Origin of the sequence: Bacillus cereus group sp. BfR-BA-01381, assembly GCF_022663555.1 — a bacterium.
Lineage (GTDB): Bacteria > Bacillota > Bacilli > Bacillales > Bacillaceae_G > Bacillus_A > Bacillus_A pacificus.
Genome location: NZ_JAKUFR010000004.1, coordinates 30,781 through 57,185, shown reverse-complemented (window position 1 = coordinate 57,185; position 26,405 = coordinate 30,781). Strand labels below are relative to the sequence as shown.

Genomic DNA, 26,405 nt, shown 5'->3' with positions numbered 1-26,405 from the left:
AATCAGTGGGGATTCATCCCCGCTGATTTTTTTAATAGAAAGAAGGCTCTTGTAAAAATACAAGAGCCTTCTTTCTATTTCTTAAACTTAAACATATCCCCGCTCAAATTCGAATCACTATACACGAACAATACCATGTTAATGTTGTTGTCTTGAATGTATTGATATACATCTTTTTCGTGATAGTGACGCAGGTCGAGGATAGATGTGTGTTTGAAACTTTGTGCTAAGTGTGGCACGATTGCGTTTGCGAATGAGTCTTTTAGGACTAGGGCGCGTACTTCATTTTGTGCATTGTTATTTTCAATGACGATTTCTGGATAGTCATCTGTGTAATAACCTGCGTATGATGTTGTATCTTTTTGTTTTTCTACGCCGTATATTTCATCTAAGTTTTGGTGAATAGTACCTTGCACATCTTTTGCGGTTACGCTTGTGAAGTTGAAACCGTCTTTCGGTGTGTAGTAGCATAATTTTTCACCATTGGCATCGATGAGTTGGTATAGTTGGTTGTTAAAACTTCCGACTAAATGTTTATTTTGCGCACATGTCCGAGTGTAGTCTTCTTTTTTTATTTCTTTTCCTTTATATATAGAAGATTGTTGCCCGATTGTGTTCATTATATATTGGTAACCTAAGAAGGCACCGTCCATATTCCAATGATGATCTGTTTTGAAATACATGTCTTGTATTTCTTCGTTTGTATAGTTCTGTTTAAAGTGTTCCATAAGTTTTATTGGCTTTACGTCTGCTGGAAGCTTCTTTAGAAAGTAATTTAAATTTTCCTGTGCATATGTGTGAATATGAGAAGGTAATTTAAATGATAATGCATTCGTTTTTGACGGTGGTAAAGCAAAGTAAAACTCAACGTTTTGTTCTTTTAAAAACTGAGACAAATCGTTTATAGCAGGCATAGATTGGTCAATTTCATTATATTTTTTTGTCCACGCCGGGTTTTTCAGGAGCCATTTATCATCAGTTAAAATAATGTCGTTAATGAGAGATTTGCCCATATTAATTTGAGCAATTGTATAGTTTTTAATAAGCTCATCTCGTCCGATTAGTTGATCATTTGTGTATGTTTCGACATCTTTAAAGAAGCTACCAGTTAGGAGAGCTTCTTTCGTAAGTGCTGGTTTTTGAGCGAGCGGCCGATTTTCAACTGGTGAAATGTCTCGGTCTGTTTTGAGTAACGATAATATGCCAAATGAAAAGATAATGGTGAGAAAACCGATAAACAGGATGAGGTTCCCCAATTTTTTCATAATAACTTTTCCTTCCTACATCAGTTAAAACCTGAAATAAATAAATGGATTATATGTTGAGTTAATCAAGTACATAACCGAAATCATAAATAATGTTAGTAATAATATAGGACGTACAAATTGCATTGTGAACATATACGTTTTTGGCGCAAGTTCTAGTATGTTTTTCATTCTTTTTAAAATTGGTGTCGCTGCGATAAAGGCAATGAGAAATACGATAATGTATTCATGTACGTATAACATTGTATTGTCATCGGTGAAAGATTGGCCGCTTATGCCGAACATGGCTTTTAAATATTGGAACGAGTAAGCGAAGTTGTCAGCTCGGAAGAAGACCCAACCGATCATAACGATTAGTAATACGTATGCATGTTGCAGCGGCTTCCATAGTTTGTTTAATATTTTTTCGAATCCAGCTTTTTCAATTGAAATAATAAAGCCGTAATATAAGCCCCAGGCGATAAATGTCCAGCTCGCCCCGTGCCATAAACCAGTTAACCCCCATACGATGAAAAGGTTACGATAATTCGCCAGTTTTGAAACGCGGTTTCCGCCGAGCGGGATATATATGTAATCGCGGAACCAAGAGCCGAGTGTAATATGCCATCTTCTCCAAAACTCTGAAATAGATTTAGAGATGTACGGATAGTTGAAGTTTTTCGGGAAATCAAATCCGAACATTTTTCCAAGTCCGATTGCCATATCAGAGTATCCTGAGAAATCGAAATAAATTTGCAGGGTATAGGCGATAATACCAATCCATGCCGTTCCAACACTCATTTCAGATGGGGGTAAGGCAAAGATTTTATCAGCGACAAATCCAACTTGGTTAGCGATTAATATCTTTTTTGCTAGTCCGAGAACGAAAATTTGAATACCTTCTGTGAATCGTTCAAAAGAATGGATGCGCGTTTTAATTTGCTCAGCGACAATATTGTAACGAACAATTGGTCCGGCAATAAGCTGAGGGAAAATAGAGATATAAAGCGCTAAGTTAAGTGGATTTTTTTGAACATCCCCATCTTTACGGTATATATCGATGACATAGGACATCGCTTGGAATGTATAAAATGAAATTCCAATTGGTAGTGGAATAGGTTCCACATGAATAGATAAGTGCAATACGTTGTTTAAAATGTCTGTGAAAAATGAAATATACTTAAAATAAGAAAGTAATAGTATATTTCCGACTACAGCCATAATTAAAAATGTGACTTTCATATTTTTTCGTTTATCATAATGATGCACGAGTAGGCCGAAGCAGTAGTTTAATACGATGGAAAAGAGCATTAAAAGAACGAAACGTGGTTCGCCCCATGCATAGAAAATTAAACTAAATGCAAGTAATACGAAATTACGTAGCTCGGCACGCACTATAAAATAGAGAAATAATACGAGAGGTAAAAAGATAAATAAGAAAATCGAACTACTAAATACCAAAGGACTCTCCTCACTTTTTCGAAATACATTTCGTAAAAAAAACGACATATCTATTATATATTCTTTTTTATAATAGTGCCTTTAATATTTTAGCATGTTAATAATTCGATTAAAATAATTATTCTATATAATAGAAGGAAAGCGGTATGGAATCCTTTTGACACCCACTATCTGGATAAGATAAGATGAATAAGGTGTGATTTGTTTAGAAGGGAAGAGATGGTGTGTTATTTAACTCGTTTGAGTTTATTTTTTTATTTTTACCGATAGCATTTCTTTTATATTTTTTATTAAATAAATTTGGACAAACTACTTTAGCGAAAGCTTGGCTTGTCGCAGCATCTTTATTTTTCTATAGTTATTGGAACATAAAGTATTTGCCGCTTATGTTAGTATCGCTCATTGTGAACTACTTTATTGGAATGAGGCTCGTGAAGCATAAGAGTAAATTTCTTTTAACAGTAGGCTTACTATTTAATATCGGAATGCTTAGTTATTTCAAGTACTATGATTTCTTTTTGCAAAATGTAAATTCGTTATTTGGAACTCATTTTACATTATTATCATTAACGTTACCGCTTGCGATTAGTTTCTATACATTCCAAAAGATTGCGTTTTTAGTAGATACATATCGCGGGGAAACGGAGGCATGTCATTTTCTTGATTACGCTCTGTTTGTAACATTTTTCCCGCAACTTATTGCAGGACCAATTGTACACCATGCGCAAATTATGCCGCAGTTTGCGGATCGTAGTAAAAAGCGTTGGCAATCAAATTATATCGTTCTCGGTATTTTTGTATTTGCCATCGGTATTTTCAAGAAAGTAGGGATTGCAGACGTTTTATCTCCTGTCGTACGGGAAGGGTTTGATGTACAGCAGTCGCTAACCTTTGTTGAAGCGTGGCTTTCATCATTAGCGTTTACATTCCAGTTATACTTTGATTTCAGTGGATATAGCGATATGGCAATTGGAATTGCGTTAATGTTCAACATTAAATTGCCTCAAAACTTTAACTCACCTTATAAAGCGGTGAGTATACAAGACTTTTGGCATCGTTGGCATATGACATTAAGCCAGTTTTTAACGAAATATGTGTATATTTCTCTTGGAGGAAATCGAAAAGGTATTACGCGTACATACGTCAATATTATGATTGTCTTCTTAATAAGTGGACTTTGGCATGGGGCTGGTTGGACATTTATTTTCTGGGGATTTCTGCACGGATTAGCTTCTGTCATTCATCGTTTGTGGAACAAAGCAGGAGGGTGCATGCCGGCCTGGGCGGGATGGCTCGTGACGTTTTTCTTCATTAATATAACGTGGGTATTCTTTAGAGCAACATCGATGCATGATGCGGTGAAAGTGTTAAAAGGAATGTTTGGATTTAATGGATTCGAACTAGCCAATAGCGTATTCCCGGTATTTATTATTGAGAAGCTACAATTTTTAAAAGGGTACGGTGTTTCATTTACTGAAGCATACCATGTTTCATTATTAAATACGGAAATAGTAGCGTATATTTTCGGAGCATTATGTATTAGTTTCTTCTTAAAAAATTCAATTCAGTTAAAAGACTCATTCCGTCCGACAGTATGGACGGCGTTATTTACTGCAATATTACTTGTGTATAGTGTATTGCATTTAACGAGTATTAGTGAGTTTTTATACTTTAATTTCTAGGTGGAGAATATGAAAAACAAACAGTGGCTTATTTTCGTTTTTGTATGTGTTTTTGTTCCACTTGCAGGTGTTGGAATATTTAATGGCTATGCAGATTCACTTTGGTTATTCTCGCATAAAAATAAGTGGAATGATGTTCAGTTTGGGTTTAATGAGAGACAACAAAAAACGAATTATATAACATATCGTCCGTTTACTTATGATGGCGTTATACTTGGAAGTAGCAGAACAACGTTTATCAATGAGAATGATTTTACTGGATTAAACGCATTTAATTATGCGGTAAGTAGTACAGATCCGCGTGAGTACGATGCGTACATTGAATATGCAAAAGAGAGAAAAGGTAGTGAATTATCTTCTATTGTGATTGGTTTAGATTTCCTTGGAACGAACAAAAATAGAGAAATCGGTTTTGAAAAGCCAGAAGTATATATTAATGAGGCACAAAGCTTACTATATCCAATTAAATCGTATGTGAGTATGGATGGAATTACATATTCTCGAAATACAATTCAAAACTCCATTCATCACAATAAGACTATTGATGTATATAATCGCGATAACATAAAATCGATGCGTGAGTATACGAAAGAAGAGCGTGACACACAAATTGCGGCGCAAGTAGATAAATTTAGTAGAGAGATTTATGGCGGGAATTATGAGTATCAAAATATGAAGGAAATATTAGGAACTGTAAAATCTCATAATCCGAATACAAAGTTTTATATTTTTACAACTCCTGTTTCAGAGCCATTGTTCCGTGCGATGATTCAATCAGGACGTTGGGAAGATTATAAGAGGTGGCTCCATGATGCTGTCGATGTATTTGGAGAAGTGCATCATTTCATGTATTTAAATTCAGTAACAAAGAACTTAGATAATTATATGGATGGACATCATTTCAGGCCAGAAGTCGGAAAGATAATTGCACATAAAGTTGTAAATGAAGAAGATCGTAATGTGCCGAAAGATTTCGGTATTGTTATTACGAAGGATAATATTGATGAGGTGCTGGAGCAGATTCATGCATCGTTTCAATAGAAAGAAATAGTTTTGTTTCAAAGATCGAATCGTCATGTGATTCGATCTTTTTTTTAGTAGTCCACAAAAAATTTAATTAAGCGAGAAAAAGCAATTATGACTGGAGTAGAAAGAAGCAGCATCCAAATAGATGCTGCTTCTTTCTTATTCTATTTCTAAATCAACAATTAAGTAGGCGAGTATAACGATGAAAAAAATGCTAACAGATGGCGCTGTTAATACGTGACCAGACATAAAGCCAATGCCAAGTGATAGGATGAGTGTACTAGTTAATAGCATATATTTTACAGTTATAATTTTCTTAAAGTTTGTGATCATACGGATGAATAGTTTAATACCGAAGTATAGAAGTGGTATTAAGTAAATAAGGAAACCGATAATTCCAAAGGCGAAAAATAGGTCATGGAAGTCCATTTCAATTAATTTAATTTTAACTGTGTAGTTACCAGCGTAACCCATTCCAAAAAGTTTTTGTGAGAGCGGTGCTTCTTTATAGTATTGTTTGTATACTTTTAAGAATTTGTCCCGATCACTATAAATTAAACTCTTCACTTCAGAGTCTGTTAGTTCACCTTTTGCGTGTTTTTTTGCATCCTTTGGATCTTCTTTAATTACTTTTCCTTCTTTTTTATCTTGTTCTTCTTGTACTGCTTTTTTGTATTCGTATATTTGCATGTGGATTCCCATATTTTTTGCGATAGGAGTATGCGGTGTAAGAACAATTAAACCTCCTAGTACAACTGCTGCAACGATGGTGTTTACAAGATATGTGAATCCTTTTTTTTCTTTTTTACGGTTTATCATATATTCAATGAACGAGAAGAAAAGTGCTACGCCTAATGTTAGCACAATTGCACCATATCCAACTTTTGTTCCGACCATAATACTTGCATACATCGCAAGTATTGTTGGAATCCAGTAATATATTTTCGAGAAAGAAGTTGTTTTATAAATCGAATATAAGACAACGATTGGGAACATAATCGCAAAGAGAGCACTTAAATCATTTCCAGCAAAGAACCAACCTCTGGAGCCAATTTTTGAGTGAGGATAGCTTGGGAAATCAGTGCCAGTTTGCATTGCGATAATCATTGTAATGCTTAAAATTAAAGTTGCATATAAGAAATATGTAATGATTTTATGAAACACATATTCTTTATTTTTTAGCTCTTTAAAGACGATAATATATCCAAACAGTAGCACAATTGGATATATGCTCTTTAAAATAAATTTAACTTCTTCTCCAAATGAAACTGGAGATTTAACCATCATATTATTTACAAGACCGATTGCCAGTGCAATTCCGAGTAAACATAAATAGAGAATGTACTTTTTCGCGCCTTGTTGTTTATGATGAAGAAGTAGATAACCTAATGCAAGAAGCATAAAGGCGAAACGGACTACGATTCCGACTGTTGCGCTCATGTGTAATACATAGATTGAAAAAGATGTTAATAAATCTAAAATTGGTTGAAACACGATGAATAGCAGTAGGAAATGCGGGAAGTAGTTATCCGTCTGTTTTAACTTAGTAACCATATGTTCCTCCATTTCTTCATTCCTTTATTTCAGCACCCCTCTATATAATAGGAAGGGGAATGAATTTCTATATTTAATTTTTATATCAGACTTAAGAATACACCATTTCATTGTAATGGTAAATAGATGAAGAGCCGGGATAAACCGACTTTAATTTCTATATTTTTCAACGAAATTGTATGTTTTATGCAAGGTGATATACAAATTACGAGATTATTAGACAGAAAATTAAGAAAAAAGAAGGGTTTTTCACATCCTTTCTATAATTATATAAGTATAATCTTTGTGTAGAAAAGAGGGGTATATATAATGGAAGTAACAAGTAAAACAGAATCTGTCATTGTGAAATATGAAGGGCACGTTGCAACGGTTATGGTCAATCGCCCAGAGGTGTTAAATGCATTAGATGAGCCAACGTTAAAAGAGCTATTACAAAAACTGAAAGAAGTAGCGGAGAGTTCTGCACACATTGTTGTGTTATGCGGGAATGGCCGTGGTTTTTCTGCGGGTGGAGATATTAAATCGATGCTTTCAAGTAATGATGAAAGCAAGTTTGATGGTATTATGAATACTATTTCTGAAGTCGTTGTGACTTTATATACGATGCCGAAGCTTGTTATTAGTGCTATTCATGGACCAACTGCTGGTCTTGGATTAAGTATTGCACTAACAGCTGACTATGTGATGGCAGATATATCATCCATTATTGCGATGAACTTTATTGGAATCGCTTTAATTCCAGATGGTGGCGGCCATTTCTTCCTTCAAAAACGCGTTGGTGAAAATATGACGAAGCAAATTATTTGGGAAGGAAAGAAATTATCAGCGACAGAAGCGCTTGATATCGGTTTAATTGATGAAGTAATCGGCGAAGATTTCCAAACGGCTGTGAAGCAAAAAATTAGTGAATGGTCACAAAAGCCGATTAAAGCGATGGTTCAAACGAAGCAAATTTTATGTGAAGTAAATCGCTCCAATTTAGAACAAACGCTGCAACTTGAAAAACGCGGCCAATATGCGATGAGACAAACAGCGGATCATAAAGAAGGCATTGCTGCATTTTTAGAAAAACGTTTGCCAGCATTTAAAGGAGAATAAAGTGTAGTGGTAGTTTTACTGCCGGCTAATTTAGGATAAAGGGGAGAAAGTGCTAACACATTTTAGTATAATTGTGTTAGCACTTTTTTTTAAGGAGTAATGAATGAAGAAATTGATTGGTGTTATCGTTATTATTTTACTTACATATTATGCTTTGCATAGTACACCATCTCTTGCGGTACGGACTGCACTATTCTTTGAAGGGCATCCAATTGTTGCTTTCTCAGGTGAAGTGGAGAAAGAACGGGATGTGAAAAAAGAAGCGATTCCTGATGAGTACCAAACCTTATATGGAGAGAAGAAAGAAGAACCAGAGCATTATTTCTTTCCGGCAGTAAGGGCGCACGGATCAGGAATTGATATGTTAAGTGCTTGTGTGAAAAAAGAGTGGTTATTTTATAAGGCAGAGCTCGGCTGCTATTAAACATAGGAGGATGAATGATGTCAGCATATAACAAGTTAGTAAGAGATCGTGTTCCAGAGAAAATCTTAATGTCTGGAAAAACATATACAGCACAAAAATTAACAGGACAAGCATACATACAAGCTTTGGCGAAAATTGGAACAGAAGAAATTCGTGAATTTGCTTCTATGAAAGAGCGTGAACATGCGCTTGATTCTCTTGCGGATGCACTGGAAGTAATCATATCATTAGCGCGTGCAGAAGGTGCAACAATTGAAGATGTAGAACGTCTTCGTAAGCAGAAAGAGATAGAGCGCGGTGGGTTTGAAAGAGGTATTTACTTGTTGGATGTTTCAGAAGAATAGATTTGTAGGGAAAGCATAGCGTTACTCATTAACGCTATGCTTTTTTGTTGCAATTAAGCTAATAATGAAGAAGATAGCTGTTAATACCCAGCCGATTGTAATAGAAGTAGTAGTATGAACTGCATAAGAAACTTGTAAACAAAGTAATGATGCTAGAAACCAAATGAGTGCAATGTGTACATATTTTTTTGATATATTCATATTGTATAACTCCTTTTATATACTAAAGTGAATTTTACTATAATTTAGAAAATTAAGCTATATGAGTAGAGGATTTATAGTAAATTCGGTATACTAAATAATAGGAAAAATGAGGAGGAAATGACAATGGCACATCATGCGAAAGAAACGATGGAATTGATTAAGGAGCTTGTCTCTATTCCAAGTCCATCTGGAAATACAGAGAAAATTATTCGTTTTATTGAAAACTATGTAAGTGAGTGGAATGTAGAAACGAAGCGTAATAATAAAGGTGCTCTTATTTTAACGGTAAAAGGGAAAAATGATGCACAGCACCGTTTGTTAACAGCACACGTTGATACGTTAGGTGCGATGGTAAAAGAAATTAAGCCAGATGGTCGTCTCAGTCTTTCTATGATTGGCGGATTTCGCTGGAACTCTGTAGAAGGGGAATATTGCGAAATTGAAACATCAAGTGGCAAGACGTATACAGGAACGATTTTAATGCATCAAACATCTGTACATGTATATAAAGATGCAGGTGAAGCGAAACGCGATGAGAAAAATATTGAGGTTCGTATTGATGAGCGCGTATTTTCAGCTGATGAAGTACGTGAATTAGGAATTGAAGTAGGAGACTTCGTTTCATTTGATCCACGCGTTCAAATTACAGAGAGCGGATACATAAAATCACGTCATTTAGATGACAAAGTAAGTGTTGCGATCTTATTAAAATTAATTAAGAGATTACAAGACGAAAACGTAACATTACCATATACAACTCATTTCTTAATTTCTAACAATGAAGAGATTGGATACGGTGGTAACTCTAACATTCCAGAAGAAACGGTTGAATATTTAGCGGTTGATATGGGAGCGCTAGGTGATGGACAAGCATCTGACGAGTATACAGTATCTATTTGTGCAAAAGACTCTAGTGGTCCGTATCATTATGCACTACGTAAACATTTAGTAGAGCTTGCGAAAACGAACAATATTGAATATAAAGTAGATATTTATCCGTACTATGGATCGGATGCATCAGCTGCGATTCGCGCTGGATTTGATGTGAAGCATGCATTAATTGGAGCAGGTATTGATTCTTCTCATGCATTTGAGCGTACACATGAAAGTTCGATTGCTCATACAGAAGCACTTGTTTATGCATATGTATTATCAGAGATGATTGCAGAATAAGAAAAGAAATAGGCTACCTCTAGTAGCCTATTTTTTGTTTGCAGAGAAATCGACTTTATTTAACAAAGAGTAAATTAATTGTAATTTATTTTACAATATTAAGAAAGTAGGTTTACTACATAATTCGAGTATTATAAAATAATAGAGGCGCATTAATTTTTTTTGTTCGGATTTTTCGAGATTTATATATTAAGATTACGCGTTATTAAAAGATGATTGTCGAGAGGAGTATTATTTTTTATGAAGTATCGTGCAGTCGCGGCAGGTATTTTAGCCGCAAGTTTATTATCGTCTCCAGTAAGTAGTTTCGCAGCAGCGAAGAAGTTTTCAGATGTTCCTTCATGGGCGCAAGAATCAGTTGATTATTTAGTAGGAAAAAAGGCGCTTGATGGAAAGCCAGATGGAACGTTTTCTCCATCTGAAGCAGTAGATAAAGGGTCAGCTGCAAAAATTTTAGCAGTCGTTCTTGGTTTACCAATTGATCCAAAAGCAAAGCCATCTTTTAAAGATGCACAAAACCATTGGGCAGCTCCGTACATTGCTGCAGTGGAAAAAGCAGGTGTAATTAGTGGAGATGGTACTGGTAAATTTAATCCATCAAGCCAAATTAACCGTGCATCTATGGCATCTATGTTAGTACAAGCATACTCATTAGATAAGAAAATTATTGGAGAACTTCCAACACAGTTTAAAGATTTGGAACCTCATTGGGGTAAGAAACAAGCTAATATTTTAGTAGCTTTAGAGATTTCTAAAGGTACGGGAAATGGCTGGGAGCCTGAAGGAACTGTAACTCGTGCAGAAGCAGCTCAGTTTATTGCGATGGCTGATCAAAATAAAACAGATACATCAAAAAGAATGTATATGAACAGAAACTTTATTACATATCATCAACCATCATTATCATCTGGTATTACTGATGTTCAGCATAAGCCACAAATGGTTGTAGTGAAAGAACAAAGAGCAGACGGCTGGTTAAAAATTGTAACAAGTAAAGGTGAGAAGTGGACACCTCTAACAGAAAAAACAGAAACGATTAATGAAGGATTTACTACTTATGAAACAGCTTCACATAGTTCTAAAGTGCTAGGTACATATAATGCACAAACAGTAACGGTTATGGAAGAGAGTGGAAGCTGGATTCGTATCCGCGTAGGCGCTGGTTTCCAATGGGTTGATAAAAATCAATTAAACCCAGTAAAACAAGAGAACTTCTTAGAAGGTAAAGCAATTATTATTGATCCAGGTCACGGTGGAATTGACTCGGGTAATGTTGGTTATTATGAGAAAGAAAGTGAAACTGTATTAGATGTATCATTACGATTAAAGAAAATATTTGAGCAAAAAGCACCATTTACTGTTATGTTCACTCGTACAGATAATACACGTCCAGGAGTAGACTCAACAGATTCATTGAAAAAACGAGTAGAGTTTGCACAGGAACATAATGGAGATATTTTTGTAAGTATTCATGCTAATGGCTCTCAATATAAAAATGGACAAGGTACAGAAACATTATATTATCAGTCAGCAAGAGCAAAAGTAACGAATCCGCATGTAGAAGACAGTAAGTTATTAGCACAAAAAATTCAAGATCGTCTTGTAGCAGCACTTGGAACAAAAGATCGTGGTATAAAACATCAGGACTTATACGTAACTAGAGAAAATACAATGCCAGCTGTATTAACAGAATTAGCATTTGTAGATAATAAAAGTGATGCAGATAAAATTGCTACACCAAAACAGAGACAAGCTGCAGCGGAAGCGATTTATCAAGGTATTTTAGATTATTACGAAGCGAAGGGTAATAACGTATCTTCTTTCCGTTAATACATCAAAAGAGATTGCTAATAGGCAGTCTCTTTTATTTATTAACGTTTCTCTTTATTTCAGGCATGTGATATCATTTAATTTTATCCGACTTTAATGGGCAGTAAGACCCCCACCTCAAAATTCAGCGAAAGCAGAGGAGTTAGGTAGGGAATCAACTGCCCATAAAAGTCCGATTGGTGAGGGCTGATTAAAGTTTCACTTTATACGAAACATTATTGTAATTATAACGATATAGAGGATGATAATAGATTGAATAATCATAGTAAAACACCTGCATGTATATACACGTATGCATTTCGCGAGGAGGAGCGTGCTTTATGTTACTTGGAAATGCGCTCGTTCTTTGGGATGGAGTCTCACGTTAATATTTTGAAAAGTGATGTCAAAATTGACCCGAGTAGAAGTGCGTTTATAAAAGAGCGCGTTGAGGTTATGTATGAAGGGGACGACTTAGAAAGTATTTTGAAACAAGTAGAACAAATTGATTTGGCAGGGGCGACATTCAAAGTTATCTTCGTTAAAATTAATGACCTTGTTGGAGAGAATAAAATCGAATATGGGGAAAGACGTTTTATTGAGAGAGACCTCGGCATGCATATTGAAGGAGAAGCCGATGTTCGTAATCCAGAGCGTGTATTCGGGATTGTTCCTCTTGGAGGACGCTGGTACTTCGGGCACTATGTAGAAAGTGAACCAGTTTGGTATCATCACATAAAAAAACCGCATAGCTATTCGACATCTCTTAGTACACGTGTTGCGCGATCGGTTGCAAATATCGCTGTACCAAATCCAGATGGAGTACGAGCAATTGACCCGTGCTGCGGCATTGGAACAGTAGTAGTAGAAGCACTTTCTATGGGGATTAACATCGTTGGTAGAGATATAAATCCACTTGTAGTGCTTGGAACGAGAAAAAACATCGCACATTTCGGGTTTGAAGGAACAGTAACAAAAGGACCAATCGAGGAAATTACTGAGAACTACGACGTTGCAATTATTGATATGCCATATGACCTATTTACGCACGCAACACCAGAAGATCAATTCTCCATTCTTTCAAGCGCGCGCCGCATTGCTAAAAAGGTAGTCGTTGTCACAATGGAAACGATGGACGACATGATCCATGAAGCAGGATTTGAAATTACAGATCGCTGCATTACAAGAAAAGGATCATTTACTAGACAAATTCTTGTTTGTGAATAAGAAAGGAAGGTCACCCGTTTGGGTGACCTTTTTTATAGTGGTTTGATGTGTGATTGGTTGGTGGAATGGAGGAGGGATTTAGCGAAATTTGTCGGTAAGTCGATATTCCATGTCGAATCGTCGATAAATTTAAAAAATCGCCGATATATTGCGTTGAATCGCTGATATATTCCGAGAATCGCCGATATCGTTACATTAGAATATTACTGTTCTTTTAATTTCTCTTGCTGTGCAAGTAATAAATTGCGTAAGACGTGTCCGCGGTAACTTTCTAGTTTTCTTCCTTCATGATAGCGAACACCTAATTTTTTTAGTTCAGCTACGTACCAGCCTTTTGTTCCGTAGTACATTGGATCACTTCCTTTTTGCTTTTGAACAGTATATGTTGGGGATGGAAGTAACTTTCCATTGAAAATAATAAGCCTGGCTGTATCAAGTGGTTTCATAAAATGGCTTCCGGATCGTGTATAAAAAAATAGACAGTACTGTATGCTTTTTCAAACAATGTATACAAATTTATACCCTATGCGTTGGCATGATATTTGCAATGAAAATAGTATCAACATATAGGGGAGAGATAGAAATGAAGATTAGTAAAGTGTACACGACGATTGATGCTCACGTAGCTGGGGAACCGCTTCGAATTATTACAGGCGGCGTGCCAGAAATAAAAGGAGAAACGCAGTTAGAAAGACGCGCATACTGTATGGAGCATTTGGATCATCTTCGCGAGGTTCTTATGTATGAACCGAGAGGGCATCACGGCATGTACGGTTGTATTATTACACCGCCGGCAAGTGCTCACGCTGATTTTGGCGTGTTATTTATGCACAATGAAGGCTGGAGTACGATGTGTGGGCATGGCATTATTGCCGTTATTACAGTCGGAATTGAAACAGGTATGTTTGAAGTGACAGGTGAGAAACAAAAGTTCATTATTGATAGCCCTGCTGGGGAAGTCATTGCGTACGCAACATATAACGGGAGCGAAGTAGAGTCCGTATCATTTGAAAATGTTCCTTCATTTGTATACAAGAAAGACGTTCCTATTAAAATAGATGACTACGAATTTCAAGTAGATATCGCGTTTGGCGGAGCATTCTACGCTGTTGTGGATAGTAAAGAATTTGGTTTGAAAGTTGATTTTAAAGACTTAGCTGCTATTCAAACGTGGGGCGGTAAAATTAAGCACTACATTGAGAGCCAAATGGAAGTAAAGCACCCGCTTGAAGAAGGGTTAAAAGGAATATACGGCGTTATTTTCTCAGATGAACCGAAAGGGAAAGACGCAACGTTACGAAATGTAACAATCTTCGCTGATGGGCAAGTAGACCGTTCTCCTTGCGGCACAGGAACTTCCGCAAGAATCGCAACTCTTTTTGCAAAAGATGCTTTACAAAAGGGAGAAATTTTCGTCCACGAATGTATTACTGACGGGAAATTTGAGGGAGAAGTATTGTCGGTAACAGCGGTACATACATATGAAGCTGTCGTTCCGAAAGTAACGGGGAATGCATTTATTACAGGATTTCATCAGTTCGTTATAGACCCGAGAGATGATTTGAATCGAGGATTTTTGTTAGGATAAGAGGAGGAGGTGGAAAGATATGCTAGTCCTAAGCGCGAACGAACAACGAAACTTAGTAAATATGAATGAAGTCATTGAATACGCGGCGCTTGCCTTAAAAGAGTTTTCCGCAGAAAGAACAATCACGCCAATTCGCGGTTCATTACCATTTGCGAACGAGCAAAATACGGCATTAATTATGCCTTCAGTCGCAGAAGGGCTTGAGGCACTTGGCTTAAAAGTAGTAACAGTAGTACCCGAGAACAAAAAGATAGGAAAGAAAACGATAAACGGGATTGTGATGCTATCAGACTTTCAAACGGGAGAACCGCTCGCACTGTTAGAAGGATCCTACTTAACGATGATTCGAACAGGCGCCCTATCAGGAGTAGCGACAAAACATTTAGCTCGTCATAACGCAAAAACGTTATGTATTATCGGGACAGGAGAACAGGCGAAGGGAATTGCCGAAGCTGTATTTGCGGTAAGAGGTATTGAAAAAGTCATTTTATACAATCGAACAGAAGAAAAGGCGTATGCATTTGCGCAATATATACAAGAGGAATTCGGTAAACCTGCATACGTCTATTCCAATGTAAATGAAGCAATAAGCGAAGCAGACATCATCGTCACAACTACGAACGCATCCACACCAGTCTTCTCAGAAAAACTACAAAAAGGCGTCCACATAAACGCCGTCGGCTCATTTAGACCGAACATGCAAGAACTACCATCCCACGCCATTGCTAATGCAAACAAAGTAGTAGTGGAATCAAAAGAAGCAGCATTAGAAGAAACAGGAGACCTTCAAGTTCCGATACAGGAAGGTTTATTTGAGGCGAGCGCCATTCACGCTGAACTCGGACAAATCATTAGTGGAGAAAAAGTAGGTAGAGAGAACGATGAAGAGATTACTGTTTTCAAATCGGTTGGTTTGGCGGTAGTGGATATAATTGTTGCGAAGTATTTGTATGAGAGAGCGGTGGAGCGTGGAGTTGGGAGTAGGATTGAGTTTTGAGAGGGACTGCCTTTTGGTGGTCTTTTTAATTTTGGGTTGAGGGGTAATAACATTTGGTCCTTTCCAAGAAAAATAAAGAGTTGCATCAAAGTTATTTTAGGTGTTATGAAGAACTGAGTCATTTATTTCTACAGGTTTCTAAATTTTATAACTGCTGTACAGTATCGCCATAACCACTACTAGCATTTCCATCGTCTTAAAAAAGATTTATAGTTATATTATAAATCTTCTTAAGGAGAGGGTATATTGAATAAGAAAAACAGGATGAATATTGCTATTTTAACAATTTTATTATTAATAATAGGCTACATATCTTATACAATGTACAGCAAAAATATTACGCAAGATAAAGCTTCGAAAGTAGCAATAAATCACATGAAGGATAAAGAAAATATAGATCTTGTAGTTACTAAAGCTGAGATTTTACATGGAGTTCGTGAGGGTTTTATTGATGTAGAAGGTTATTCTAAAAATGATAAGAAGAAGGTAATCCGCGTTACAATAAACAAAACGCAAAACTATTTAGTATCTGGTTGGGGATTTAAGAACCAAAGGTAATAAGTTAGATTACTCCAATAGAACTACCAATGGCATCTGTTTTATGAAGCCATTGGTAGCTAATCCGCTGATTTTCCTATTAAGATTAGGATCTCAAACGGTGTCCTTTGTTAGACCGCCGTGCATTTCATTATTAGAGGTACAGCTTTTTACCATTCCCGCCATTCTTCTGTTATATCTTCTTCGGATTCTAAGCCAGCTATTCGTGCTGCTGCATCGATAAATTCATAGAGATCTTCTCTTTCCGTTGTTTCGATAAAATGGTTATGTTCGATATTTAGTTCATTTAATTTAATAACGACTTCTTTAACAACTTGCATTACTTCGACTTCGGTTGGATTCTCACCTAATTGCTGTAATTTGTTAATGTAAGTGTCGAGTACTTTATTTGTTGCACTTATATTTTCTTCAGTGAAAAATTCCCCATCTTCATCATACTCAACCCATGAGGTTGTAGGTTTGTTTTTTTTCAATTCATCAAATGTCATGATACCCTCCTAAATGTGTTTTTTTTCTTTAATCTCATTCTACATTTTCAATCATATATAACAATCATTTAAGAGAAATTTTTTAGGCTACTAGTTTTTTAACTTATTTTGCTCTTCGCATCAATATAGTTTATCGCAAGAATGCATGAATAGATTTCAAACCTTCTAGTTTTACAAAAAAGTTTGACTTTATATAGAGGTAGTGGTAATTTAAAACTTATAAGAAAACTCGGGATTAATTCCGAGTTTTCTTATGGGTATAACTAGTTTGAGGGGGCCGAAAGATGAAACGGAAATTATTTGCATTACCATTTGTCCTAATACTACTTATTGCATTAGCGGCTTGTTCTGGAGGAAAAGATTCTTCGAAGCAAGCGGGCACTAGTAAATCAGGGACTCCGAAAGATGGAGGAACATTAACGATTGGCGTTAGCGATAACCCAGAGACGATGAATCCGCTTTATGCGAATGATCGTGTATCGTTAACGGTGCAGCAAGCTTTATATGCACCGCTGTATCATATGGAAGACGGTAAGAAGAAATTTGTTCTTGCTGAGAGCTTTACGCCTTCAGAGGATCAATTAACGTGGACATTGAAGTTAAAAGATAATTTGAAATGGCATGATGGTAAGAAAATTACATCAGACGACATAGCATTTACATTCCAATCTATTTTAGATGAGAAGCAAAATAGCTCAAGTCGTGAAAACTTTGTTTTTAAAGGAAAACCGCTTGAGGTGAAAAAGGTAGATGAGTTAACAACTCAATTCGTTTTACCACAAGTAAGCGCATCTTTTGAAGGTGTGATGAATGATTTCTTCCCAATTCCGAAACATGTATTTGAAGGGGAAGCAGATTTAGCGAAGAGTAAGAAAAACTTACAACCTGTAGGATCAGGTCCGTTTAAGTTTAAAGAGTATAAGTCTGATGAGTATGTTGCATTAGATCGATTTGATGATTATGTAGGTGGTAAAGCTAAATTAGACTCTATCGTCTATCGCGTTGTAAAAGACCGTAATACAGCAAATGTTTCACTACAAAATGGTCAAATCAATATGAAGATGATTGAGCCGCAAGACTTTAAGAAATTAGATAGCACTGGGAACTTCTCAATGGTGACATTCCCTGAAGGTAGATTATTCTACTTATCTTATAACCAAAATACAGATCTTATGAAGAAAAAAGAAGTGCGCCAAGCAATTGCGTATGCGTTAGATAAAAAAGAAATGATTAACTCTGCATTCGTTTCTAGTCAATTTGCAGAACCAGCAAATTCAATTTTAACGCCAGACGCTATGTATTATGCGAAAGATATTAAAGACTATAAGTATGATAAAAAAGAAGCGAAAGATTTATTAGCGAAAGCTGGCGTGAAAGATAAAGAAAAAGTACGCGTCATGTATGTAACGAATAATAAAATTATGGAAAGCTTAGCGCTTTATACACAACAAAAGTTAAAAGAAGTTGGCTTAGAAGTTGAACTAAATGCATTAGATGCTAGTGCGGCAAGTGAAAAAGGCTTAGATAAAGAGAATAAAGAATATGACATTACATTTGGTGGTTACATAATGGGACCTGAGCCAGATTCATATAAGAGCTTATTCTTAAGTAATGCTGAATACAATTATGCACGATATAAAAACGCTGATTTCGATAAGTTATGGGAAGAAGCTGCAGTTGAAACAGATAAAACGAAACGCGCAGAACTATACCATAAAATTCAAGAGACAGCTAGAGAAGATTTACCTTATCTACCAATTGCGTATCCGAAAGCGGTTATTGCAGTAGATAAAAAGTTTGATGGATTAAAAGAAGCAAAAGCAATTCCTGTCACAATGTTTGAAGATTTATCTAAGATTTATGAAGTGAAATAAGAAACAAACAGTAAAGAAGCTGGTGGAAATCAGCTTCTTTAGCTTGAGGGGGGGAAGTTTGTGTATAAAGTAATTGCGAAGAGGCTTTTAAATGCAATTCCGCTTTTATTTGTTATTTCTATTATTTCTTTTCTATTAATAAAACTAGCACCGGGAGATCCCGTTCGAAACTTTGTCACACCAAATATGAGTCCAATTGATGTTGAGCGTATTCGAAAAAGTTTAGGACTAGATCAACCAATTTACGTGCAGTATTTTTTATGGTTAAAAAATATTTTAACAGGGAACTTTGGTTACTCACTTCAAAATCATCGTCCTGTTTTAGATCTTATCGCAGAAAGATTACCCGCAACAATTGGGTTAATGGGATCATCTTTACTCGTCTCATTCGTAATCGCAATACCACTTGGACTATTTACAGGTGTGAAAAAGAATTCGTTCTTTGACCGCATTGTAAACTTTATCTCTTATGTGGGAATCTCAATGCCAGTCTTTTGGTTCGCTTTACTATTAATCTACTTATTCTCTTTAAAGCTGAATCTCCTTCCGAGTATGGGTATGCGCACAGTCGGTCAAGATTCTTTCTGGGATATTGTCCAGCACGGCATTTTACCTTGCATGGTGCTTGCGTTCCAAAACATCTCTGTCTATATGAGATATATTCGCTCAAGTACGATTCAGCAATTAGAAGAAGACTACGTACAAATTCAATATGCGTACGGTGCTTCAAAGAAAACAGTTTTATTTAATCACGTGCTTCGAAATGTATTAATACCGATCATTACAATTTTCGGATTATCTATTCCAAGTTTAGTGGGCGGAGCGTTTATTACGGAAACAGTATTTTCATGGCCAGGTCTTGGTTCACTTGGGGTAAATGCTATTTTTAGATTTGATTATCCGATTATCATGGCAATTACATTATTATCATCATTCATGTTGATTCTTGGTAACTTAATTGCTGATATTTTATATGGCGTAGTAGATCCGCGCATTCGAATGAGGGGGTGATTTGGAATGAATAATAGGAGATTTCAAACGATAAAGCATAGTTTTACAAAAAATAAGTTTGTTGCAATGGGAGTTATTATACTTGCGGTTTTAACGGTCGCATCGATTTTCGCATTCGTATCGCCTTACGATCCTAGTAAAATGTCAATTCCAGATCGCTTAAAAGAACCAAGTGTGAGTCATCCTTTCGGAACGGATGATTACGGAAGAGATTACTTAACTAGGGCGTTATATGGTGGACGCGTTTCACTTGCGGTCGGTTTTCTAGCGATGGTTGTTTCTATTACAATCGGAACCGCAGTTGGAACGATTAGCGGATATTTTGGCGGAAAGTTAGACAACTTCTTAATGCGAATTGTGGAAGTACTTATGTCAATTCCATCATTCTTCTTAATGTTACTATTAAATGCTTATTTAAAACCAGGAATTACAACGTTAGTTCTTATTATCGGATTACTAACATGGATGGACACCGCTCGTATCGTAAGGGCAGAGACTTTATCTGTAAAAGAGCGTGAGTACGTCTTATATGCAAAAGTGTCAGGACAAAAATCACTCATGATTATTGTAAGACATATCATTCCTAACATTTTATCAACCATTATTATCGCCGCGACATTAACGATCGCGACATCGATTTTAATGGAATCATCACTTAGTTTCTTAGGTTTAGGTATTAGAGAACCAGATTCTTCTTGGGGCAGCATGCTAAACAATGCACAAGGATATATTGGCGAAGCTTGGTATTTAACACTCTTCCCAGGATTCCTTATCCTTTTAACGGTACTTAGTTTTAACGTAATTGGTGAAGCATTGAAGAAAGCTTTCGCACCAAAAGGAGCCGGACATGAAAACTAAAGTGTTAAGTGAAAGGAGTGAGAAGCGTGTCTGAAAAACTATTAGAAGTGAAAAATTTAAAGACTTCTTTTTTCATAGAAAGCGGAGAAGTGGAAGCGGTTCGCGGCGTTACATTTCGTTTAAATAAAGGAGAGGTAGTTGGTATCGTTGGGGAGTCAGGAAGCGGAAAGAGTGTAATGGCGAAGTCCGTTATGTCTCTCGTTACATCACCAGGGAAAGTGAAAGAAGGAGAGATTCTTTTTCATAATGAAAACATCCTTTCTAAATCTGAAAAAGAATTGCGTTCTATTAGAGGAAATCAAATTTCGCTTATCTCCCAAGATCCAATGTCGGCGCTAAATCCAGTCGTGAAAATCGGGAAGCAAATGACGGAAGTAATTATACGTCATCAAAAAGTAAAAAAGAAAGAAGCAGAGAAAATCGCGGTTAACTTGTTAAAACAAGTCGGTCTTTCGTCACCAGAAGAAAGGGTAAAACAATATCCGCATGAACTAAGCGGCGGTATGAAGCAACGGGTTATGATAGCGATGGCAATGTCTTGTAATCCAGACCTTCTTATTGCAGACGAACCAACAACAGCGCTTGATGTAACGATACAAGCACAAATACTAGATTTAATGAAAAACTTAAAAAACGAAACGAACATGGCGTTACTTCTTATTACGCATGACTTAGGAATAGTCGCACAAAACTGTACACGCGTTATCGTTATGTATGGCGGGCTTATTATGGAAGAAGGACCTGTACTTGATATTTTCCAATCACCGAATCATCCATATACAAAAGGGTTATTAAACTCTTTGCCAAAAATATCGAACGGCGTAAAAGAAAGACTCGCGCCCATTCAAGGTGTAACGCCAAACTTATTACACCCGCCAAAAGGTTGCCCGTTCGCAGAGCGTTGCCCGCATACGATGGATATTTGTGAAAAAGAACGTCCTCCATATTTTGAAATTGGAAACGAAAGACGTTCTATGTGCTGGTTAAATGATAGGGCGGTAGGTGAATCACATGCATGAAGAAAACTTAATTGAAGTTCGAAACTTAAAAAAATATTTTCCTATTAAAAAAGGACTATTCGGTAGAAAAACAGAGCAATTAAAAGCAGTCGATGACTTAAGTTTTACAATTAAAAAAGGTGAAACATTTGGATTAGTAGGAGAATCAGGTTGCGGAAAATCAACGACAGGGAGAAGCATCATTCGCTTACACGATGTTACTTCAGGTAACGTGTTATTCGACGGAAAAGACATCGCAAGTTTAAAGGAAAGTGAACTAAAAGAATATCGAAAACGAATGCAAATCATTTTCCAAGATCCATACGCATCATTAAACCCGGCAATGAACGTATTCCAAATTATTAGCGAACCGATGAACATTCACGGATCTTACGAAAAAGAAGAACAAAAAGAAATCATTTTAGACCTGCTCAAAAAGGTAGGCCTAAAAGAAGAACACTTATATCGCTATCCGCACGAATTTAGCGGAGGCCAGCGTCAGCGCATCAGCATCGCGCGCGCACTATCTGTAAAACCGGACTTCATTTTATGCGACGAACCAATCTCAGCACTAGATGTCTCAGTCCAAGCGCAAGTCGTAAACATGCTGCAAGACATACAAGAAGAAACAGGCGTCACATACTTATTCATCGCACATGACTTATCTATGGTAAGACACATATCAGACCGAATCGGAGTCATGTACTTAGGAAACATAGTAGAAATTGCCGACAGCGAAGACCTATACACAAAACCGGCACATCCATACACACAAGCACTACTCTCATCCATGCCAGAACCAGATCCAACAAAAATAGGGAAAGATCGGATCATTCTAGAGGGAGAAGTACCAAGCCCACTCAACTCACCATCCGGCTGCAAATTCAGAACACGCTGCAAATTCGCCACTGAAAAATGCGCACAGGAAGTACCGAAGATGGTCGAGATTGCGAAAGGGCATGAGGTGGCTTGTCATTTGTTTTAGAGTGGGGGAAAAGCACTGGGGGACCTGGTGCTTTTTTTTGTTTTACGTGGCCATTAAGTTAACAAAGGAGATTATTAAATACGAAACGCTTCTTGTTTCAGAGATAACAAGCTTTGATTGCCGGTGCTCCAAAATTAAGTGGAGAAATCACTATGGGTATTATGTGGTAATCAAAGGAAACGGGTTCTACAAAATTCAATGTTTTAGAATTCAAGTCATTTTTTATAGTAAATAAATTCAATATGTACTACATACTATTTTGTATGGTGAAACAAGTATTAGTTATACATGTATAATTTATAATAACCTTCATATTGGTAAGGTTAAATTTAGACTTAAGTATGACAAATAAGAAAAGCGCGCAGAGCTAAGATAATATATAGTTATCGAAGCCAGAAGAAATGGATACATTAGGGTATTTTTTATACTAATATTTAGGCCCCATCATCATGAATTGATTCGCGAAGCTATCTATTGCTCTTCTATATCTATCTAAATCATCTCCTATCTTTCTAAATTCATCGATTCTATAGACGAGCTCCTTCTCTACTTCACTTAACCTTCTTTCAATTTCTTTAGCGGTATTTCCTTTCCAGCTATGTGCTAATAGTGTTTTTATGGCATTGACATTCTTTCTGTGATTTTCTAATTCTAAAATACACGATTCTAAATTATTTTTGGCACCTACTACATCGGCAGCATGTGCTATAACATCATAATTTTTCATGAAGATCACCCGTTTTTCAGTTTTGTTTATCAACAGTTTCAAATTCAACCGCTCTTTGTTCAATGAAATCAGCCTCGGAACGAATACGTTCCATATACCCTCTTTGAAATCCATAAATACCGTATGTAAGTGTATTAATTAAATTGCCATCAACACTAGCTGGCGATTGTTGTAATACATTAATAATTTTATTGCTTGCTTGTACGATCTTTTGGTTAATATTATCAATTTCCCTTTTTAAATCTGAAGTAATTTGTTTAACTTCTTCGACTGTTAAATGAATTGTAACCCCATCAGCGCGTGGGGACCCCTGAATTTTCTCTCCTGTCTCCCCATCGTACATATTCGGCATATTTAAATAACCGTATTTGTCGTGACTAAGGTTATCCATGGAATGAAAGCTTGGACCCATAAAACCCATGAAAAAACGAACAGTATTATAACCATTTGTTAAAAAAGGTAAAAATGGAATATAACTACTTGCATCATGAATCCTATTATCATTTTTTATATCTGGTTTATCTGTATAAAATAAATGACCTATACGACCTCTATTTTTATTATCATTTCCTCTAAAACCAGTAAATACAGTGTCATTGGGGTTTCCGATAGTTGTAATTTGATCTTTATAATCTCCCCTTAAGGCTTTTTCCTTTTTATCTTTAGGTAATGAATCAATAACATTTGGAGCTTCGTAACTAACAACTGCTACATCATTCATAACCCCAGCGTATTCACCTAAACCACCACCTAGAGAATGGCCGGTTAATGTAAGTTGGTATCCGTCTAACCCATTTTTAGGGTCTTTCATATATTTCTTTACTTCTTTTGTTAAATCATCAGCATTAGTAAATTGACTTTCTGCAACTATTTTTTGCTTTCTTTCTTTCGCCATAGCGAAATTAAATTGTTCAGTTAAAGGAAGTGATGAAGTGTCAAAGCTATTCATTTTTTCCAAACTATCTTGATTTTTTCTAAAACGATTACCCATAACATCAAATACATCTGCATCATAAAAATCAGGTGCTTCCCAAGAGCCGCGAAAAGCAATCACAACTTGTTTTGTTTCTTCATTCTTGTAAACAGTGGCATCAAAGCTATTTTTTGAGTTATGAAGAACGGCACCATTTATTTCCACAGGTTTCCAAACCTCTTTTTGTTTACCAAATTCTACAACTTCTGTAAGAGCATCACCATAACTACTAGTAGCCAAATGGGAAAGGCTTTTATCTGAAACTGAACTTCCCATATTTTCAACTCCTCAAAAAAGATTTATAGTTATATTATAAATCTTCTTAAGGAGGAAATATATTGAATAAGAGAAAAAAGGTGAATATTGCTATTTTTACGATTTTATTATTAATAATAGGCTACATATCTTATACAATGTACAACAAAAATATTACTCAAGATAAAGCTTCAAAAGTAGCAATAAATTATATGAAGGATAAAGAAAATATAGATCTTGTAGTTACTAAAGTTGATATTTTACATGGAGTACGTGATGGTTTTATTGATGTAGAAGGTTATTCTAAAAATGATAAGAAAAAGGTAATCCGCGTTACGATAAACAAAACGCAAAACTATTTAGTCTCCGGTTGGGGATTTAAGGATCAAAGGTAAATGATTAGATTACTCAAATAGTAAATTCAAATGAGAGAAAGGCACCTTAAGGTGCCTTTTTTAACTAGATTTATTATTAACTAATTTATCTCTACCACCAAGCTCCGCCTCAATCTGCGAAGTTTTCGATGACTCATCCATACGCCAATACGTAATAAAGCTGATCGCGATACATCCAGCTACGTAGAAGTAGAATAGTGACTCCATTCCGATACTTTTTAGCCATAAAGCGATGAACTCGGCTGTTCCACCGAATATCGCAACGGTTAGTGCATATGGTAAACCTACGCCAAGTGCGCGAATTTCAGTTGGGAAGAGTTCTGCTTTTACAATTGCGTTAATGGAAGTGTAACCAGTAACGATAATGAGGCCGACCATCATGAGTAAAAATGCTACGATTGGTTCTGTCGTTTTTTCCATGAAGAAGAAGATCGGTGCTGTTAGTAACGTTCCGAGAATACCGAATGCCATTAATAGTGGGCGGCGTCCAATTTTATCGGATAATAGCCCTGCAATTGGCTGAAGTACGACGAAAATAAGTAGTGCGACAAAGTTAATCCAGCTTACAACTTCTTTCGGAAGACCGACTGTGTTTACCATGAATTTTTGTAAATATGTTGTGTACGTATAGAATGCAACAGTGCCCCCAAGTGTTAGGCCGACTACTGTTAATACTGCTTTCGGATGTTTCATAAGAGCACGAACAGTTCCTGCGCTTTCGCGTTTTTGTGATTTTATGTTTGCGAATTGCTCTGATTCATCCATCGTGCGACGAAGCCATAATACAGCTACTGCGCCCATCGCTCCAATAATGAATGGAATACGCCATCCCCAAGCTTTCATATCTGGTTCGCTTAATAATTGCTGAAGAACAATTTGAACGCCTAACGCAACCATCTGTCCAGCAACGAGCGTTACATATTGGAAGCTTGAATAAAAACCACGGCGACCACTACTAGCCATTTCAGATAAATACGTTGCGGAAGTTCCGTACTCTCCGCCAAGTGATAATCCTTGCAGTAAACGAGCAAGAACTAAAATAATTGGCGCCATAATCCCGATGCTTTCGTAACTAGGGGTACAGGCGATAATGAAAGAACCACCGGCCATAACCGTGATCGAAAGCGTTAATGCTGCTCGGCGTCCGTGCCGATCTGCATAGCGTCCCATTAATAAACTGCCGATAGGGCGCATTAAAAATCCAACTGCGAAAATAGCCGCTGTGTTCAGTAACTGACTCGTTGGATCTCCTTTAGGAAAGAACTCTGCTGAAAAATAAACAGCGAAAGCAGAGTAAACGTACCAGTCGTACCATTCAATTAAATTACCGACAGAACCTTTGAAAATATTGCCGGCGACTCGGTTTGATTTTACTTGAGCCATACTAATTCCTCCCCGTGCTTATAAATAAAACGATAATTATGAAAGCGTGTTCATTATAGTTGAATTGTA

The 26,405-nt window shown here is 36.5% G+C and carries 26 protein-coding genes; 17 read left to right on the top strand and 9 right to left on the bottom strand.

From position 1 onward, the window contains the following. Nucleotides 1-74 precede the first annotated feature (74 nt). Nucleotides 75-1,265: a secondary cell wall polysaccharide O-acetyltransferase PatB1 gene (gene patB1 / locus MR079_RS02485; RefSeq protein ID WP_098947113.1), complete on the bottom strand. Its 1,191-nt coding sequence runs from the start codon at nucleotides 1,263-1,265 to the stop codon at nucleotides 75-77. 24 nt (nucleotides 1,266-1,289) lie between these two features. Continuing rightward, nucleotides 1,290-2,705: an MBOAT family O-acyltransferase gene (locus MR079_RS02480; protein WP_139868943.1), complete on the bottom strand. Its 1,416-nt coding sequence runs from the start codon at nucleotides 2,703-2,705 to the stop codon at nucleotides 1,290-1,292. 224 nt (nucleotides 2,706-2,929) lie between these two features. Between MR079_RS02480 and MR079_RS02475 the strand changes: the two genes are divergently transcribed. Both MR079_RS02475 and MR079_RS02470 read left to right on the top strand, forming a co-directional pair. Continuing rightward, on the top strand, nucleotides 2,930-4,387 hold the full coding sequence (locus MR079_RS02475) for an MBOAT family O-acyltransferase (protein ID WP_242293442.1): 1,458 nt from the start codon (nucleotides 2,930-2,932) through the stop codon (nucleotides 4,385-4,387). A gap of 9 nt (nucleotides 4,388-4,396) precedes the next feature. Then, nucleotides 4,397-5,428 (top strand): hypothetical protein, encoded by a 1,032-nt coding sequence (locus tag MR079_RS02470; protein WP_139868941.1) that lies wholly within the window; start codon nucleotides 4,397-4,399, stop codon nucleotides 5,426-5,428. 144 nt (nucleotides 5,429-5,572) lie between these two features. Here the strand turns inward: MR079_RS02470 and MR079_RS02465 are convergent, their stop codons facing one another. Beyond that, on the bottom strand, nucleotides 5,573-6,967 hold the full coding sequence (locus tag MR079_RS02465; protein ID WP_242293441.1) for an O-antigen ligase family protein: 1,395 nt from the start codon (nucleotides 6,965-6,967) through the stop codon (nucleotides 5,573-5,575). A gap of 309 nt (nucleotides 6,968-7,276) precedes the next feature. On the opposite strand from MR079_RS02465, the gene MR079_RS02460 reads away from it, so the two are divergent. The 3 genes from MR079_RS02460 to MR079_RS02450 all read left to right on the top strand — a co-directional run bounded on the left by MR079_RS02460 (nucleotide 7,277) and on the right by MR079_RS02450 (nucleotide 8,833). Next, complete coding sequence (locus MR079_RS02460) at nucleotides 7,277-8,065, top strand: enoyl-CoA hydratase (RefSeq protein ID WP_098667804.1); 789 nt, start codon at nucleotides 7,277-7,279, stop codon at nucleotides 8,063-8,065. 103 nt (nucleotides 8,066-8,168) lie between these two features. Continuing rightward, nucleotides 8,169-8,489: a hypothetical protein gene (locus MR079_RS02455; RefSeq protein ID WP_076874481.1), complete on the top strand. Its 321-nt coding sequence runs from the start codon at nucleotides 8,169-8,171 to the stop codon at nucleotides 8,487-8,489. Nucleotides 8,490-8,506: 17 nt separating this feature from the next. Continuing rightward, nucleotides 8,507-8,833, top strand: coding sequence for a nucleoside triphosphate pyrophosphohydrolase (locus MR079_RS02450; RefSeq protein WP_001277353.1), 327 nt, complete (start codon nucleotides 8,507-8,509; stop codon nucleotides 8,831-8,833). Between the two features lie 21 nt (nucleotides 8,834-8,854). Here the strand turns inward: MR079_RS02450 and MR079_RS02445 are convergent, their stop codons facing one another. Further along, complete coding sequence (locus tag MR079_RS02445) at nucleotides 8,855-9,034, bottom strand: hypothetical protein (protein WP_001995412.1); 180 nt, start codon at nucleotides 9,032-9,034, stop codon at nucleotides 8,855-8,857. A 126-nt stretch (nucleotides 9,035-9,160) separates the two neighbouring features. Here MR079_RS02445 and MR079_RS02440 point away from each other — a divergent pair, with 126 nt between their 5' ends. The 3 genes from MR079_RS02440 to MR079_RS02430 all read left to right on the top strand — a co-directional run bounded on the left by MR079_RS02440 (nucleotide 9,161) and on the right by MR079_RS02430 (nucleotide 13,246). After that, complete coding sequence (locus MR079_RS02440) at nucleotides 9,161-10,210, top strand: M42 family metallopeptidase (protein WP_000930036.1); 1,050 nt, start codon at nucleotides 9,161-9,163, stop codon at nucleotides 10,208-10,210. 240 nt (nucleotides 10,211-10,450) lie between these two features. Beyond that, nucleotides 10,451-12,040 carry an N-acetylmuramoyl-L-alanine amidase gene (locus MR079_RS02435; RefSeq protein WP_139868938.1) on the top strand — a complete coding sequence of 530 codons (1,590 nt, stop codon included), beginning with the start codon at nucleotides 10,451-10,453 and terminating at the stop codon, nucleotides 12,038-12,040. Between the two features lie 252 nt (nucleotides 12,041-12,292). Then, nucleotides 12,293-13,246, top strand: coding sequence for a TRM11 family SAM-dependent methyltransferase (locus MR079_RS02430; protein ID WP_242293440.1), 954 nt, complete (start codon nucleotides 12,293-12,295; stop codon nucleotides 13,244-13,246). Nucleotides 13,247-13,449: 203 nt separating this feature from the next. Here MR079_RS02430 and MR079_RS02425 read toward each other — a convergent pair whose 3' ends face one another. After that, a complete protein-coding gene (locus MR079_RS02425) occupies nucleotides 13,450-13,692 on the bottom strand; it encodes a YflJ family protein (RefSeq protein WP_242293439.1) in 243 nt (80 codons plus the stop codon). A gap of 89 nt (nucleotides 13,693-13,781) precedes the next feature. Between MR079_RS02425 and MR079_RS02420 the strand changes: the two genes are divergently transcribed. The 3 genes from MR079_RS02420 (at nucleotide 13,782) to MR079_RS02410 (ending at nucleotide 16,389) form a co-directional block, all read left to right on the top strand. Further along, nucleotides 13,782-14,834 (top strand): proline racemase family protein, encoded by a 1,053-nt coding sequence (locus tag MR079_RS02420; protein WP_242293438.1) that lies wholly within the window; start codon nucleotides 13,782-13,784, stop codon nucleotides 14,832-14,834. Between the two features lie 19 nt (nucleotides 14,835-14,853). Beyond that, nucleotides 14,854-15,831, top strand: a complete 978-nt coding sequence (locus tag MR079_RS02415) for an ornithine cyclodeaminase family protein (protein WP_242293437.1) — start codon at nucleotides 14,854-14,856, stop codon at nucleotides 15,829-15,831. A 264-nt stretch (nucleotides 15,832-16,095) separates the two neighbouring features. Beyond that, nucleotides 16,096-16,389 (top strand): hypothetical protein, encoded by a 294-nt coding sequence (locus MR079_RS02410; protein WP_373925900.1) that lies wholly within the window; start codon nucleotides 16,096-16,098, stop codon nucleotides 16,387-16,389. Nucleotides 16,390-16,538: 149 nt separating this feature from the next. Here the strand turns inward: MR079_RS02410 and MR079_RS02405 are convergent, their stop codons facing one another. After that, nucleotides 16,539-16,877 carry a hypothetical protein gene (locus MR079_RS02405; RefSeq protein WP_208755081.1) on the bottom strand — a complete coding sequence of 113 codons (339 nt, stop codon included), beginning with the start codon at nucleotides 16,875-16,877 and terminating at the stop codon, nucleotides 16,539-16,541. A gap of 284 nt (nucleotides 16,878-17,161) precedes the next feature. Here MR079_RS02405 and MR079_RS02400 point away from each other — a divergent pair, with 284 nt between their 5' ends. The 5 genes from MR079_RS02400 to MR079_RS02380 are packed head-to-tail and all read left to right on the top strand — an operon-like array spanning nucleotide 17,162 to nucleotide 22,603. Continuing rightward, entirely contained in the window at nucleotides 17,162-18,751 is a 1,590-nt protein-coding gene (locus MR079_RS02400; RefSeq protein WP_242293436.1) for an ABC transporter substrate-binding protein, read from the top strand. 60 nt (nucleotides 18,752-18,811) lie between these two features. Next, a complete protein-coding gene (locus MR079_RS02395; RefSeq protein ID WP_103626458.1) occupies nucleotides 18,812-19,762 on the top strand; it encodes an ABC transporter permease in 951 nt (316 codons plus the stop codon). A gap of 6 nt (nucleotides 19,763-19,768) precedes the next feature. After that, nucleotides 19,769-20,620 carry an ABC transporter permease gene (locus MR079_RS02390; protein ID WP_242293435.1) on the top strand — a complete coding sequence of 284 codons (852 nt, stop codon included), beginning with the start codon at nucleotides 19,769-19,771 and terminating at the stop codon, nucleotides 20,618-20,620. A 26-nt stretch (nucleotides 20,621-20,646) separates the two neighbouring features. Next, nucleotides 20,647-21,639, top strand: a complete 993-nt coding sequence (locus MR079_RS02385) for an ABC transporter ATP-binding protein (RefSeq protein WP_242293434.1) — start codon at nucleotides 20,647-20,649, stop codon at nucleotides 21,637-21,639. After that, complete coding sequence (locus MR079_RS02380; RefSeq protein ID WP_242293433.1) at nucleotides 21,632-22,603, top strand: ABC transporter ATP-binding protein; 972 nt, start codon at nucleotides 21,632-21,634, stop codon at nucleotides 22,601-22,603. The genes MR079_RS02385 and MR079_RS02380 overlap by 8 nt, the downstream gene beginning before the upstream one ends. 427 nt (nucleotides 22,604-23,030) lie before the next feature. Here the strand turns inward: MR079_RS02380 and MR079_RS02375 are convergent, their stop codons facing one another. Together MR079_RS02375 and MR079_RS02370 are read right to left on the bottom strand one after the other, a co-directional pair. Beyond that, nucleotides 23,031-23,330 (bottom strand): hypothetical protein, encoded by a 300-nt coding sequence (locus tag MR079_RS02375; RefSeq protein ID WP_242293432.1) that lies wholly within the window; start codon nucleotides 23,328-23,330, stop codon nucleotides 23,031-23,033. A gap of 16 nt (nucleotides 23,331-23,346) precedes the next feature. Next, on the bottom strand, nucleotides 23,347-24,384 hold the full coding sequence (locus tag MR079_RS02370) for a hypothetical protein (protein WP_396022955.1): 1,038 nt from the start codon (nucleotides 24,382-24,384) through the stop codon (nucleotides 23,347-23,349). A gap of 257 nt (nucleotides 24,385-24,641) precedes the next feature. Here MR079_RS02370 and MR079_RS02365 point away from each other — a divergent pair, with 257 nt between their 5' ends. After that, on the top strand, nucleotides 24,642-24,953 hold the full coding sequence (locus MR079_RS02365; RefSeq protein WP_242293430.1) for a hypothetical protein: 312 nt from the start codon (nucleotides 24,642-24,644) through the stop codon (nucleotides 24,951-24,953). A 60-nt stretch (nucleotides 24,954-25,013) separates the two neighbouring features. Here the strand turns inward: MR079_RS02365 and MR079_RS02360 are convergent, their stop codons facing one another. Further along, nucleotides 25,014-26,336, bottom strand: a complete 1,323-nt coding sequence (locus tag MR079_RS02360) for an MFS transporter (RefSeq protein ID WP_242293429.1) — start codon at nucleotides 26,334-26,336, stop codon at nucleotides 25,014-25,016. Nucleotides 26,337-26,405: the final 69 nt, after the last annotated feature.